9 protein-coding genes are annotated in these 13,330 nt (G+C 73.0%); 5 read left to right on the top strand and 4 right to left on the bottom strand.

Annotated elements, in window-relative coordinates; translation table 11 throughout:
• Window positions 1–231: 231 nt before the first annotated feature.
• On the bottom strand, window positions 232–1,164 hold the full coding sequence (locus AAW13_RS23625; protein ID WP_240528707.1) for a DMT family transporter: 933 nt from the start codon (window positions 1,162–1,164) through the stop codon (window positions 232–234).
• A gap of 40 nt (window positions 1,165–1,204) precedes the next feature.
• On the opposite strand from AAW13_RS23625, the gene AAW13_RS23620 reads away from it, so the two are divergent.
• Window positions 1,205–1,729, top strand: a complete 525-nt coding sequence (locus AAW13_RS23620) for a MarR family winged helix-turn-helix transcriptional regulator (RefSeq protein ID WP_046727494.1) — start codon at window positions 1,205–1,207, stop codon at window positions 1,727–1,729.
• Between the two features lie 66 nt (window positions 1,730–1,795).
• On the opposite strand, the gene AAW13_RS23615 is transcribed toward AAW13_RS23620, so the two are convergent.
• Window positions 1,796–2,692: an arginase family protein gene (locus AAW13_RS23615; RefSeq protein WP_046727495.1), complete on the bottom strand. Its 897-nt coding sequence runs from the start codon at window positions 2,690–2,692 to the stop codon at window positions 1,796–1,798.
• Window positions 2,693–2,834: 142 nt separating this feature from the next.
• On the opposite strand from AAW13_RS23615, the gene AAW13_RS23610 reads away from it, so the two are divergent.
• The 4 genes from AAW13_RS23610 (at window position 2,835) to AAW13_RS23590 (ending at window position 10,652) form a co-directional block, all read left to right on the top strand.
• The gene (locus tag AAW13_RS23610) at window positions 2,835–3,287 is read left to right on the top strand and encodes a hypothetical protein (protein WP_046727496.1); all 453 of its coding nucleotides are present in this window, start codon (window positions 2,835–2,837) and stop codon (window positions 3,285–3,287) included.
• The gene (locus tag AAW13_RS23605; protein WP_052768466.1) at window positions 3,284–6,097 is read left to right on the top strand and encodes a tetratricopeptide repeat protein; all 2,814 of its coding nucleotides are present in this window, start codon (window positions 3,284–3,286) and stop codon (window positions 6,095–6,097) included. The genes AAW13_RS23610 and AAW13_RS23605 overlap by 4 nt, the downstream gene beginning before the upstream one ends.
• A gap of 796 nt (window positions 6,098–6,893) precedes the next feature.
• A complete protein-coding gene (locus AAW13_RS23595; protein ID WP_046727497.1) occupies window positions 6,894–8,051 on the top strand; it encodes a hypothetical protein in 1,158 nt (385 codons plus the stop codon).
• Between the two features lie 150 nt (window positions 8,052–8,201).
• Complete coding sequence (locus AAW13_RS23590) at window positions 8,202–10,652, top strand: DUF7779 domain-containing protein (protein WP_052768467.1); 2,451 nt, start codon at window positions 8,202–8,204, stop codon at window positions 10,650–10,652.
• Between the two features lie 87 nt (window positions 10,653–10,739).
• Here AAW13_RS23590 and AAW13_RS23585 read toward each other — a convergent pair whose 3' ends face one another.
• Together AAW13_RS23585 and ccrA are read right to left on the bottom strand one after the other, a co-directional pair.
• The gene (locus AAW13_RS23585) at window positions 10,740–11,951 is read right to left on the bottom strand and encodes a cytochrome P450 (protein WP_046727498.1); all 1,212 of its coding nucleotides are present in this window, start codon (window positions 11,949–11,951) and stop codon (window positions 10,740–10,742) included.
• Between the two features lie 68 nt (window positions 11,952–12,019).
• Window positions 12,020–13,297, bottom strand: a complete 1,278-nt coding sequence (gene ccrA, locus AAW13_RS23580; protein ID WP_046727507.1) for a crotonyl-CoA carboxylase/reductase — start codon at window positions 13,295–13,297, stop codon at window positions 12,020–12,022.
• Between the last annotated feature and the right edge of the window lie 33 nt (window positions 13,298–13,330).

Raw genomic sequence — 13,330 nt, 5'->3', positions numbered from 1 at the left:
GCCTTCCCGTGCACAGGAGCGCCCCCGCCAGGCCGGGGCACGAGAACCGCCCCGCACCCGGTCGGACCGGCATATGCGGGGCGGATCCAGTCTGACCCGACCGCGGAAGGCGCCGGCGGTCCGCACGGGCGGGTTCACCCGCACGAAGGCATGCCGACGCGGGAACTTGACGTCACCCGACGGGGTGCCCGTGAACAGGCTGCTCCTGAGCCGCGCCCGTGGCTGTGATCGTCATGGAGAAGGGCGCGCCGGGGATGGCCGCGCGGGACACCCGCCTGCTTTCGGACGGCGAGGTGTCCGACCGCTGTCGTGCGGTACCGCGCGTCTGGGCCGGCCCATGACGACCGCGGTCAGGACCAGGGCCAGTCCGCACAGTTGCCGCGCGTCCAGCGTCTCTCCGGCGACGGTCGTGCCGAGCAGGACGCCGGTGACGGGGTTCAGCAGTCCTGTGAGGCCGACGGTCCCGGCCGGCAGGTGCCGCAGCCCGGTGAACCAGGCGACGAAGGCCAGCGCGGTGGCGATCAGGGCGACGTAGCCGAACGCGAGCACCGTCGGCGTCGTGAGTGCGGGCGGCGGGCCCTCCACGGCAGCGGCGGCCAGGAGCAGGAACAACCCGCCGGCGGTGAGCTGCCAGGCGGTCGAGGCGAGCACGTCGACGTCGGCGCTCCACTTCTTGGCCAGGAGGTGCCCGAAGGAGGACACCAGCATGGCGGCGGCCGACGCGAGGACCCCCGGCACGCTCACCGCTCGCGTCCCGGTGAGCAGCATGAGGCAGACCCCGGCGAGTCCGACAGCGGCGCAGGCCAGGTGCGTGGCCTGGGGCCGCTCGGACATCAGGGGCCAGGCCACCAGCATCATCGTCAGCGGGGAGACCGCCATGACGGTCGAGGCGACGCTGGTCGGGAGCAGTTGGGAGGCGATGTACACGAGGACGAAGAACACGCTCATGTTGAGCAGTCCCAGCACCGCCGACCGCCACCACCAGGCGCCGCGCGGCCGTTGCCTGCGCAGGGCGAGCAGGAGGAGGCCGGCGGGCAGGGCCCGCAGGGCGGCGCCGGTGAGCGGCCGGTCGGTGGGCAGGAACGCGTGGGTGACGTAGTAGTTGGCCCCCCAGGCGACCGGTGCGACGGCGGTCACGGCCACCCAGCGCAGATTAGCTTCCATGGAAGCCAATATAGCTTCCCGGGAAGCTATCATGGGACGCATGGAGCACGGTGAACCGATGGACCGCGTGGCCCGCATCCAGGCCGACTGGCGCCGCGAGCGCCCCGACCTCGACATCAGCCCTCAGGGCGTGATCGGCCGGCTGCATCGTCTGGCCGACCGGCTGACCGAGGAACTCTGCCTCGTCTACGCCCGGTACGGGCTGAGCGAGGGCGAGTTCGACGTCCTGTGCGCACTGCGCCGCGCGGGAGATCCCTATGAGCGGGCACCTGGTGAGCTGGCCGCGCACACCATGGTCACCACCGGCGCGATGACGAAGCGGATCGACCGCCTGGAACGGGCCGGGCTCGTGACCCGCCGCCGTTCGGAGGACGACCAGCGCGGCCGGATCGTCGCCCTCACCAGACCCGGACGCGAGCTGATCGACCGGGCGTTCGACGACCACATGCGCAACGAGCGCCGCCTGCTGGACCTGCTGACGCCCACCGAGGCCGGGGCACTCGAAACCCTCCTCACCACCTGGCTGGCGGGCATGGAGCATCCGCGTGTCCCGGACCGCGCGTGACCAGTCCGTCTCGATGCCCGGCCGGCCCGGCGACCGGGCCTGCGCGCCGAGGGCGGACCGGTTCGGTCAGGGGCGCGTGAAGGCCGTCTGGAGGATGCCGGCGAGGAGGGCCGCGCAGGAGCCGTCGGGGTCGAGGTCGGGGTCGTAGATGGTGAGGTTGAGGCCGACACACCGTTGCGACCGCACCAAAGTCCGCAGCAGCGGGACCAGTTCGTCGGGCAGGAGGCCGCCGGGGTCCGGGCTGTCGACGGCGGGCATGACGGACGGGTCCAGCACGTCCGCGTCCAGATGCACCCAGAAGCCCTCGGTCACGGGCACCTCGAGACTCCGTACGACCGCTCCGGCCAGTTCCTCGGCACCCCGTTCCCGGATCTCCCCGACCGTCACGTTCATGATCTTCAACTCGGTGAGCTCGGCGCGCTCCGCGTCGTAGTCCCGGATGCCGAAGATCCGTACGTCCTCGTCCCTGATGTACGGCCGCAGCCCTTCGAGGTCTGTCAGGTCCCGCTGGCCACGGCCGGTCGCGATGGCCAGTTCTTCGCCGCCCGCGGCACCGACGCGGCCGGAGTTGCCCGGGTGCCGGAAGTCCGCGGACCCGTCGATGACGGCGAGCCCGTACCGCCCGATGCGGCGGAGGGCGAGGGAGGCGCCGAGCTGGATGGAACAGTCGCCGCCCAGGACGACCGGGAAGTCCCCGGCCCTGACATGGTGTTCGATGCGGTCGGCGAGCTTGCGGGTGTACGTGGCGATCGCCCCGGCGTTGAACACACCGTCGCCCTCCCGCCAGTCGCCGCGGTCGTAGCGGGGCGGTACGACCACCCCGCCCTCCTGCGCTCCGAGCCGCTGCACGAGCCGCTGCTCGCGCAGCGCGCCCGCCAGCTTGTAACACCCGGGCACACTGCCTTCGGTGGGCGGCCGCAGGCCGAGATTGGACGGAGCGTCGATGACGACGAGACGGCGCATCCGGCCATTTTCACCGCGCGGGACCGCGAGGGCCACAGCATTTCGGCAGTCCGGACGTCGCTGCGCCCCGGTCCGCCGCCTCGTTTCCTATGGTTCTGGTGTCGGCAGGGGCGGTGCCCGCTGCCCGAACGAGGGGGATGACATGGCTGATCCGGAAGCCGCTCTGGTGATGACGGCGGCTACGACGGTCGTGGCCGCCATGGCCACCAGCGCCTGGCAGTCCGTACGCGACGCCGCCGTACGCCTCTTCCGGCGGGGCGGCGACGACCACCGGCGCGCCGCGCTCACGCAGTTGGACGAGGACGCCGCACTGGTGTCGCGGTCGGAGGACGCCGCCCGTGCGCGGCAGGCGCTGGCCGCCGCCTGGGAGCTGCGTCTTGCCGACCTGGTCCGCCGGCACCCGGAAGTGCGGGACGAGCTGCGGGATTTCGCGGAGTCGGCAGCCGCCGCGTCCGCGGGGTCCGAGCGGGCTTGGGTGCAGACGAACGTCGCCCGGGACGGCGGTCGTGTCTTCGCGGCGCAGGGCGGCGATGTCGTCGTCCACCACACCCCGCCCCGGCGTACGGAGCCCCCGTCGCCAGGGAGCGACGGGTGACCGGCGAACCGGCGGGCGCCCGCCAGGTCGTACAGGTGGAGAGCGGCTACGGGTACGGCGCGGTCGGCGCCTCCGTGCACGTCTTCCAGGACCGGGGGCCGGTGTACCTGCTGACCGAACACCGGCCGCCGCTGCCCGCCGGGACCGACTGGCTGCCGGCCCAGCCGAGCCGGATGCTCAACGCCCGTCATCAGGTGGTGGAGTTCGCGGGCCGCCGAACGGAGCTCGACGACCTGGCCGGGTGGCGGGACTCCGCGGCTCAGCGGCTGTCGGTGCGCTGGCTGCACGCCCCGGGCGGGCAGGGCAAGACACGGCTCGCCGACGAGTTCGCGGCCCGCAGCCAGGCCGCCGGGTGGAAGGCGGTCGACGCCCTGCACGGACCGACGGCGCAGATCGTGCCGTCGCCGGGCAGCCAGGATCTGCGGTTGCGTCATGAGCGCGGGCTGCTATTGGTGATCGACTACGCCGACCGCTGGCCCGCCTCGCACCTCAAGTGGCTGTTCGGCAACGCCCTGTTGCACCAGCCCGTCCCCACCCGCGTGCTTCTGCTCGCCCGGTCCGCCCAGCCGTGGCCGGTGCTGCGCGCCGCCCTGACGAAGGTGGGGGCCGACGGCCGGGCCCAGGCGCTGGCGCCGCTGTCCGACGGGATCGGTGAGCGCGAGCGGATGTTCACCGCGGCCCGGGACTGCTTCGCCGCCCGTTACGGTCTCGCCGCACCCACGGAGGTGCGGGTGCCCGGTTCGCTCTCCCTGCCCGAGTTCGGCCTCGTACTCGCCGTGCACATGGCAGCGCTGGCCGCGGTCGACGCCCACGTGCACGGCGTACGGCCGCCCGAGGACCTGGCCGGCCTGTCCTCGTATCTGCTGGCCCGGGAACAGGACCACTGGCAGGTCCTGTACGAGGCCGCGGAAGAGGGCAAGGACTACGCCACGCGTCCGGCCGAGATGGCTCACACCGTCTTCGTCGCCGCCCTGACCGGCGCGAGGACCTACGAGCGTGGTGCCGCGCTGCTGCGGGGGCTCGACCTGCGCTCCGACCCGTACCGGAGGCTGGCCGACCACGCCGTCTGCTACCCGCCCACCGACCCCGGCGCGGCCCTGGAACCCCTGTATCCCGACCGGCTCGCCGAGGACTACCTGGCCCTCGCCTTCCCCGGCCATTCCGTCGCGGGCGAGCATCCTCCGGTCCCCTGGGCCCCGTTCACCGCACAGGCGCTCGCCGCGCGCACGGCGCAGGGCGAACCGCCCGCGCACATCGGCCGCCTGATCACCTTCCTCGCGTCCGCCGCCGGGCCGGGCCGCTGGCCTCACCTGGCGCCGCACCTCGGTGCGCTCGTCCGGGCCGATCCGGCTCTCGTGGTCGCGGCGGGCAGTGCGGCGCTCACCGCGGTCGCGAACGTCACCGGGCTGGACCCCGCCGTCCTGGAAGCAGTCGAGGCGCACTTCCCGCGCGGCCGGGACGCGGACCTGGACCCCGGCGTCGCGGCCGTCGCCGCGCGCCTGGCCCGGCACCGTCTGGCCGACGCCACGAACCCCGTCGAGCGGATCCATGTCAACATGACGCTGGCCGGCCGGCAGTCGCACGCCGGCCTCCACGAGGACGCCCTCGCCGCCCAGGACCAGGCCGTGGCGCTCCTCGAAGAACTCGTCGCACACGAACCGCAGTCGGCCCGGTCGTTGCTGGCGGTGACGCTGAACGACCGCGGCGTCACCCTGCTGGCACTGAGACGCTGGAAGGCCGCCGTGGCCGACGAGCGACGGGCGGCGGACCTGTACCGGCTGCTTGCTCTGACCGATCCCCGGAAGTACGAGCCGTCGCTGGCCGTGGCGCTGTCCCATGTCGGCGTCGGGCTCTCCCATCTCGGCCGGCACCAGGAAGCCCTCGCCGCGGAGCTGGAGGCGGTGGAGATCCTCGAACGGTTCGCGGCGGCCGAGCCGGGCAGGTACGAGTCGGAACTCGCGGCGTCGCTGTCCAACCTCGGCACCCGCCTTTCCGAAGCGGGTAGCCGGCAGGACGCGCTGCCCGCCGCCGAGCGGTCGGTGGCCGTCCGCCGACGGCTGGCCCGGGACGATCCCGGACAGGAACTGCCCGGGCTGGCCCGCTCGTTGTCCAACCTGGGGCAGCGGCTACGGGATCTGGGGCGCTGGGAAGAGGGTCTGGGCGCCGAACAGGAGGCCGTCGAGATCTTCGAACGGCTCGTCAGGGCCAACCCCGCCGCCTACGAGACGGCCTTCGCGCGGTCCGTGGCCAACCTGGCCACCCATCTCGCCCACTGCGGCCGGCACGTGGAATCCCTGGCCCGTGCCGAGCAGGCCCTGGTGATCCGGCGCCGCCTGGCCGAGGCCGCGCCGAACGCCCACGGCCTCGAACTCGCGGAATCACTGGCCGGGTTCGGCTCCGCGCTCGCCGAGGTGGGGCGGCACGAGGAGGCGCTGGCCTCGGCCACCGAGGCCGTCCGCCGCCTGCGCGGCCTCTCCGGGACCGAGCCCGCCGTCCACCGGGAACGCCTGGCGCGCGCCCTGGCCACCTTCGCCAAGGTCAGCCTCGACGGCGGCCACGCCCTGGCCCCCGCCCTCTCCGCGTCCGACGAGGCGCTGAAGATCTACCTCGAACTGCGCGCCCAGGACGCCCGCGCCTACGAGCCGTTCGTCGCGGCCGTCCTCGGCGTGCACGCCGACCTGCTCCGCGCGACGGGCAGAACCGTCGAGGCCGACGCGCTTCACCGGCTCCTCCGCACGGGCGACCCGGCGGAGTTGACCGGCATGGTGTTCCCGCTCCGTCCCCACCCGCCGCGCCGGCGGCGGGAGTAGCACCGCTCGACTCCCGCCGCCCGAACCCCCGTTGCGTCACCCGTACCGGTGGCCGGACGCGCGCGCCGCGACCCACTCGCTCCGGCGCTCCGCCAACCTGGGCCCATGCGCTCTCCGATCACACTTGCCGCCGCGCTGGCCGCCGTGCTCCTCGCCGGCGGATGCGTCTCCGTCGATGCCACGGACGGGAGACCACCCGTCCACCCGGCCCCGGTCGCGGTGCTCGCGGCCTCCCCCGACCTCGTGAAGCCCACCCAGGCCTCGGGGCGCACGGCGTTCGTGGAGACCGCTCAGGACGCGGCACCGACCCGGCGCCCGGCGAAGCGTCGGACGGCGAGCTCGCCGCACGGCAACGAGGCGGTACCGGCGCCCCGTCGACCGGTACCGCGGCCAACCGTCCGCGGGCCGCGGCACATCGTCCGCCGGCCAGGGCAGCCCTGGCATTTGGCCGCTCCCGGGCACCGCGCACGGCCGCGCCCCGCCGTCACCCGACGCGCGCCTCACCGCCGTGCCCGTTCGCAGGCACAGCCTGGTCCGACCTACGACATGCGCACTGTCTGCGGCTGGTCGGACGGGGTGGTCGCGCCGTCCGTCCGGTCCCTGTGCGACACCTACACACGCTGAGCAACCGCCCTCCCCGCCACGTCCTCGCAACCCGCCGTCCGCTCCGCCCGGCGGACCGGACGGCCGCTTCTTACCTCACGACGACAACCCGCCCCGCCTTCCCGTCATCTCTAGGAGGGGCGCCTGACGCGTGGGAACCGAGCGGGGCGACGAGGAGCGAAAGTGAGAGAGCGTGTCGGCCATCAGCCAGCGGGCGCACCTGGTGCTGCTCACCGCCTGGACAGTCCTCTGGTTCGCCGTGGTCCAGCCGCACGGGGGTTTCTCCTGGCACTACCTGCGTACGGGTGGGGAGTTGCTCTACGCCGGGACGGACCGGCCGGACGGCGGCCTGAACCTGTACGCCCACCACCCCGAACTCCAGATGGGTCCCGTCAGCTTCCTGGCGGCGGGCGTGTTCAACCCTTTCCCCGAGCCCGTCGGGCAGTTACTGGCCGCCGGTGTGATGTCCCTGCTCGGTCTGCTGATCCTGGTGGTGGCCGGACGCAGTGCCGCCTGGCATCTCCTGGGCACGGGCACCAACCACCAGCGGCTGCGGCAGCGGGTGTTGATCGCGGGTCTGGCCTTCATCCCGATGTGGATCGAGGTGGCCGTCCGCTTCGGCCATCTCGACGACGTCCTGGCGCTCTTCTTCACCGCCCTCGCCGTTCGCGCCGTCACCCGAGGCAACCCGGCCGCGACGGGCGTCTTCCTGGCCCTGGCCGTGGACTCCAAACCGACCGCGCTGGCCTTCCTGCCGCTCCTGCTCGCGCTGCCGAGGGGGCAGTGGCTGCGCGCGGGGCTGTGGTGCGCGGCACTGGTCGCGCTCGCCTGGCTCCCGTTCCTGCTCAACGCGCCGCAGTCGTTGACCGCGGCCCGGTTCACCATTCCCAACCAGCCTGCGTCCGCGCTGCACTGGCTCGGGGTCGACGATCCGCGGACCCCGCCCTGGGACCGGCCCGCACAGGCCATGGCAGGGCTCGTGCTGGGGTGCGTCGCGGTCTGGCGGGGCCGCTGGCCCGCCGTCGTCCTGCTCGGTGCCAACGCCCGGATCGCCCTGGACCCCAGCGTCTACACGTACTACACCGCCTCCGTCCTGCTGGGCACACTGCTGTGGGACGTGATCGGACAGCGGCAGCTGGTGCCCTGGTGGAGCTGGATCGGTCTGATCACCCTGTACGGCGCGGTCTTCGTCGTCCCCGGTGACGCGGCGCGCGGCCTGATCCGCCTGGGTTTCGTCGTCGTCTCCACCGCGTACGTCCTGCTCTGGCCGGTACGCGACCGCCGCCGACGCCCCACGTCCGGCAGCGGTCGGTCAGCCACCGGCCGGACCCTGCCCACGGCGACCGGCTGAGACCGTACGGGACAGCGGCCGCAACGGCCTGTTCGCCGTCTACGCGGCTCAGGCACGTTGCGATAGCGTCCGGTTGTCATCCGGTCCGGACAGGACACCGGTGACATCGGGGATGGGCGTGGTCCCGCAGCGCCCGGCCGGGGAGGTGCCGTGCGCGGAGAGTTCGGTGTGGTGCCCGCTCGGGCGGACCACTACCAGGCTCGGCCGGAGCTGACGGCCTGGCTGCGACGGCCGGCGCGCGCCGGGGAGTCGCAGCGGCGTGTCGTGTGCGGGACGGGCGGCGTCGGCAAGACCCAGCTGGCCGCCCGGTACGCCCGCGATCTCTTCGACCACGGCCAGGTGGACGTACTGGTGTGGGTGAACGCGACGTCCCGCTCCGCGGTCGTGGACGCCTTCGCGGCCGCGGCGGCCGGACTGCTGGGTGCGGGACGCGACGACCCCGCGGCGGCGGGCAGGCTGTTCCATGACTGGCTGAAGCAGCCACCGGGGACCGGCCGGTCACGGCCGGGCGCGCGCTGGCTGGTGGTGCTCGACGATGTGCCCCATGTCGGTGCCCTGCGGGACCTGTGGCCCCCCGAGGTCCCGCACGGGCGGACCCTGATCACCACCCGGAACCGTGACGCCGTCTTCCTGAGCGGTGGACGGACCCGGATCGACGTCGGCCGGTTCACCCCGGAGGAGGCCGTCGGGTATCTCACCGCCGCGCTCGGCCGCCACGAGACGCAGGCGACGGCGGACGAGGTGGCGGCACTGGCCGAGGATCTCGGCCGACTGCCGCTGGCTCTGTCGCAGGCCGTTCCCTACCTGGTCAACCGAGGCCTCGACTGCGCCGCCTACCGCGCGCGTCTGGCGAACCGGAGCAGGTCGCTCGAGGACGTGCTGCCCACCGGGACCGGGCTGCCCGACAACCAGGCCCTCACCGTGGCGGCGGCATGGGACCTGTCCATCGACCTCGCCGACCAGCAGCCGCCCCGGGGGCTGGCCCGGCCCCTGCTCCACCTGCTCGGCATGCTCGACCCCAACGGCATTCCGGAGCCGGTGCTGCTGAGCCCACCTGCCCGGCGTTATCTCACCCGCCATGCCACTCCCCCGTCCCGAGCCGGTCATGGCCGTGACACAGCCGACGCCGAGGACGCCGCCGACGCCCTGGCGAACCTGCGTCAGTTCAGTCTCGTCGAACACGAGCCCCGAAGCGGCGGCCGGACAGCCCGTGTCCACCAACTGATCCAGCGGGCCGTCACGGAGCGGCTTTCCGCCGAGGCCGGCGCCCTGTGCGCCCGAAGCGCGGCGGACGCGCTGCTGGACGTGTGGCCGAGCGGCGAGCACGACCAGGACCTGGCCGCCGCGCTGCGCTCCAACACCGCCGCCCTCCACAGTTGTGCCGAGGACGCCTTGTACAGTCCGGACGCACACGCCGTGCTGTTCCGGGTGGGCACGAGCCTCGGAGGGGTCGGCAGGGCCGGTGAGGCACGCGACCACTTCCACAGTCTGGCTCGGTCCGTGGAGCGGCGCCTGGGTGCCGAGCACCCGGACTTCCTGATCGCACACGGTCATCTGGCCTACTGGCAGGGAGAGGTGGGAGACGCCACCGGAGCCGTGGCCGAGCTGGCGGCGCTGCTGCCCCGTACGGAGCGGACACTGGGCGCGGACCACCCCGAGACCTTTGGCATCAGGCACAGTCTGGCCTACTGGCGGGGACGGGCAGGGGACGCCGCGGGCGCCGCCGACGCCTTCGCCGAACTGCTGAGGGACCACCGGCGCGTCCTGGGCGATCACCACATCGGCACACTGGGCGTCCGGCACGATTGCGCCCGATGGCGGGGAGAGGCGGGGGGACCGGAACGAGCCGTGAGCGACTTCGCCGAGCTCCTGCCCGACGCGACGGCCGTACTGGGCGCGGATCATCGCATCACTCTCGCCATCCGTCACAGCTGTGCCCGCTGGCGGGGAGAGACCGGGGACGCGCCCGGGGCCGCCGCGGCATTCGCCGAACTCCTCCCGGACCTCGCGCGGGTGATGGGCGCCGACCATCCCGACACCCTCAGTGCCCGCAACGACCACGCCCGCTGGCTCGGGGTGGCGGGCGACGCGTCGGGGGCGGTCGCCGCGCTGGCCGAGCTGGCTCCCAGGAGGGAAAGGGTGCTGGGCGAGCTCCATCCGGACACCCTCGTCACCCGGCACAGGCTCGCCCACTGGCGAGGCAGGGCGGGAGACCCGCGGGCGGCAGGCGAAGCCCTGGAGGCCTTGCTGCCGGACATGCTCGAAGCGCTGCACGAGGACGATCGCCGGATCTTCGCGGTCCGGCAGGACCTCGCGTACTGGCAGGCGGAGACCGGCGACCACGGCCGGGCGGTGGTGGAACTCACCGAACTGCTCGACGACATGAGGCGTGCGCTGCCGGCAGACGATCCCGACCTGTTCACCGCCCGGTACAACCGCGCCCGCAGGCTCGCGCAGACGGGAGAGGCGGCCCGGGCTGTGGCCGAGCTGGTTCAGCTGCTCTCCGACATGGAGGGCGTGCTGCCCCCGGACGCCCCTCTCGTCGAGACCGCCCGCACACTCCTGGCCTGCCTTCGCCGTCCGTACCCCGAGGCGGAGTGAACGCACTCCTGTCCCGAGCGGGGCCCGGTGATGTCCTCGCGGAAGGTGGGAGTGGGCTCCTCGGCCCTCCGCGAGGACCCGCCGCTCCTACCAGGTGACAGGCAGCGAGGTGACTCCGTGGATCAGGCGGCCCGTGGAACGGGGCACCTCCGCGGCCGGTACGGCCAGTCGGAGGGTCGGGAACCTGCGCAGCAGCGTGCCGATCGCGATCTCCAGCTCCAGGCGGGCCAGCCCCGCGCCGAGGCAGTAGTGGATGCCGTAGCCGAAGGTCAGGTGCTGGGATGTGGCGGTGCCCGTGACGTCGAGGGTGTCGGGCTCGGTGAAGTACCCGGCGTCACGGTTGGCGGAAGCGAGGGACGCGAGCACCGCGGTGCCCGCTGGCACGACGGTGTCGCCCAGCTTCACGTCCTCCAGGGCGACGCGCAGGGTCGCCTCGTCACCCGGGGGCACGAAGCGCAGCAGTTCCTCGACGGCGGCGGGGATCCCTCCGGGGTCGCGGCGCACCGCCTCGAACTGCTCGGGGTGCGTCAGCAGCGCCAGGACTCCGTTGGCGATCTGATTGGTCGTGGTCTCGTGCCCGGCGATGAGGAGGGTGATCGCGAGGTGGAGCAGTTCCTCCTCGTCGAGTCGTTCGGCGTCCGCCTCATGGATCGACACGAGGGCGGAGAGGAGGTCGTCGCCCGCCTGCTTCCGCTTGGCGGCGATGAGCCCGCCCAGATAGGTGGCCAGCCCCGTGTGGGCGGCGACGATCCGCTCGACCGGCAGGGAGACGGTCGACAGGACGGTGCCGGACCATTCGGCGATCTGCTCCCGTTCGTCGAGCGGGACCCCGAGCAGTTCGCAGATGACGGTCACGGGCAGCGGGAAGGCGAGGGCGGGGACCAGGTCGACCGGGGAACCGGCCTGCCGCATCGCGTCGAGGAGTTCGTCGGTGCGGCTCTGGATGCGCGGCCGCAGGGCGGCGACCCGCCGGGCGGTGAACTCCCGGGAGACCAGCCGGCGTACCCGGGTGTGGTGCGGCGGGTCCATGCTGAGCAGGTTCTTGGCGTTCTGCGGCTCGGTCCCGATCCGGGGGGCACCGGGCCGGGCGGTGGCGGCCCGGCTGAAGCGGGCGTCGGACAGCACCGTCCGCACCGACTCGTAGTCGGTGACGAGGAGGGCGTGGTCGCCGCTGGGCAACCGGACGTCCGCGACCGGTTTCTCCTCCCGCAGCCTCTTGTAGTGAGGGCACGGTTCGAGCGCCGAGGGCCGCTCGAACGGGTAGGTGAGGGGGCTGCTTCCGACCGGGGTGTCGGTCATGTGCGCACTGCCAATCTGTGTGAACGCGGATGTGTGGGGGGTCCGGTACGGCGGCCGTGCCGCCGGGTTCAGCCGGTCCGGAACCGGTTGATGGCCGGCTCGTGCCGGGCCCGCAGCTCGGGGTCGGTGACGCCCAGGCCCTCCTGGGCGGCCAGGCACAGCACGCCGACCTTGCCGTGGTGGCGGTTGCCGTGCACGTCGGCCACGGCCTGCCCGATCTCGGCGAGCGGGTAGGTGCGGGAGAGCGTGGGGTGGATACGGCCCTTGGCGACGAGCCGGTTGGCCTCCCAGGCCTCGCGGTAGTTGGCGAAGTGGGAGCCGATGATCCGCTTGAGGTGCATCCAGAGGTAGCGGTTGTCGAACTCGTGCCGGTATCCGGAGGTGGACGCGCAGGTGACCACGGTGCCGCCCCTGCGGGCGACGTAGACGGAGGCGCCGAAGGTCTCGCGGCCCGGGTGCTCGAAGACGATGTCCACGTCCTCACCGCCCGTCAGCTCGCGGATCCTGCTGCCGAGACGCTTCCACTCCCTGGGGTCCTGGGTGCGCTCGTCCTTCCAGAAGCTGTAGTTCTCCGCGCTGCGGTCGATGATGGCCTCGACACCCATCGTGCGGCAGATCTCCGCTTTCTGGTCGCTGGAGACCACGCAGATCGGCGTCGCGCCGCCCGCCAGCGCGTACTGGGTGGCGTACGAGCCCAGGCCGCCGCCCGCGCCCCAGATCAGGACGTTGTCGCCGACCTTCATGCCCGCACCGTTGCGCGAGACCAGCTGGCGGTACGCCGTGGAGTTGACCAGGCCGGGTGCGGCCGCCTCTTCCCAGGTGAGGTGGGCCGCCTTGGGCATCAGCTGGTTGGCCTTCACCAGCGCGAGGTGGGCCAGGCCGCCGAAGTTGGTCTCGAAGCCCCAGATCCGCTGCTCGGGGTCCAGCATCGTGTCGTCATGGCCCGCCGCGTCCTCGAGTTCGACGGACAGGCAGTGCGCGACGACCCGGTCGCCGGACTTCCAGCGGCGTACGCCGGGCCCGGTGCGCAGCACCACTCCGGCCAGGTCGGAGCCGATGACGTGGTAGGGCTGGTCGTGCCGCGCGGCCGGGCCTCCGGTGCGGGCGTAGCGTTCGAGGAAGGCGAAGGTCGGCACGGGCGAGAACAGCGCGCTCCACACCGTGTTGTAGTTGACCGAGCTCGCCATGACGGCGATCAGGGCCTCGCCGGGGCCGGGTTCCGGGGTCGGTACGTCGTGAAGGTGCAGGGCCTTCGCGGGCTCCCGGTCGGAGACCGGCACTCCGTCGAACATGTGCTGTTCGTCCTTGAAGAGCACGGCGGCTCGATAGGACTCCGGTATCGGCATGTTCGCGAAATCGCGTGACGTCGCGTCCGGCGA

Source organism: Streptomyces humi, assembly GCF_001005085.2.
Lineage (GTDB): Bacteria > Actinomycetota > Actinomycetes > Streptomycetales > Streptomycetaceae > Streptomyces > Streptomyces humi.
The sequence above is the reverse complement of the archived record's forward strand: the minus strand, read 5'-3'. Positions and strand labels throughout refer to the sequence as shown.

What these genes read in the sequence shown, in the direction of transcription:
- AAW13_RS23625 (WP_240528707.1), bottom strand. Translation starts at nt 1,164, where the DNA reads ATGGAAGCTAATCTGCGCTGGGTGGCCGTGACCGCCGTCGCACCGGTC.
- AAW13_RS23620 (WP_046727494.1), top strand. Translation starts at nt 1,205, where the DNA reads ATGGAGCACGGTGAACCGATGGACCGCGTGGCCCGCATCCAGGCCGAC.
- AAW13_RS23615 (WP_046727495.1), bottom strand. Translation starts at nt 2,692, where the DNA reads ATGCGCCGTCTCGTCGTCATCGACGCTCCGTCCAATCTCGGCCTGCGG.
- AAW13_RS23610 (WP_046727496.1), top strand. Translation starts at nt 2,835, where the DNA reads ATGGCTGATCCGGAAGCCGCTCTGGTGATGACGGCGGCTACGACGGTC.
- AAW13_RS23585 (WP_046727498.1), bottom strand. Translation starts at nt 11,951, where the DNA reads ATGACCGACACCCCGGTCGGAAGCAGCCCCCTCACCTACCCGTTCGAG.
- ccrA (WP_046727507.1), bottom strand. Translation starts at nt 13,297, where the DNA reads ATGCCGATACCGGAGTCCTATCGAGCCGCCGTGCTCTTCAAGGACGAA.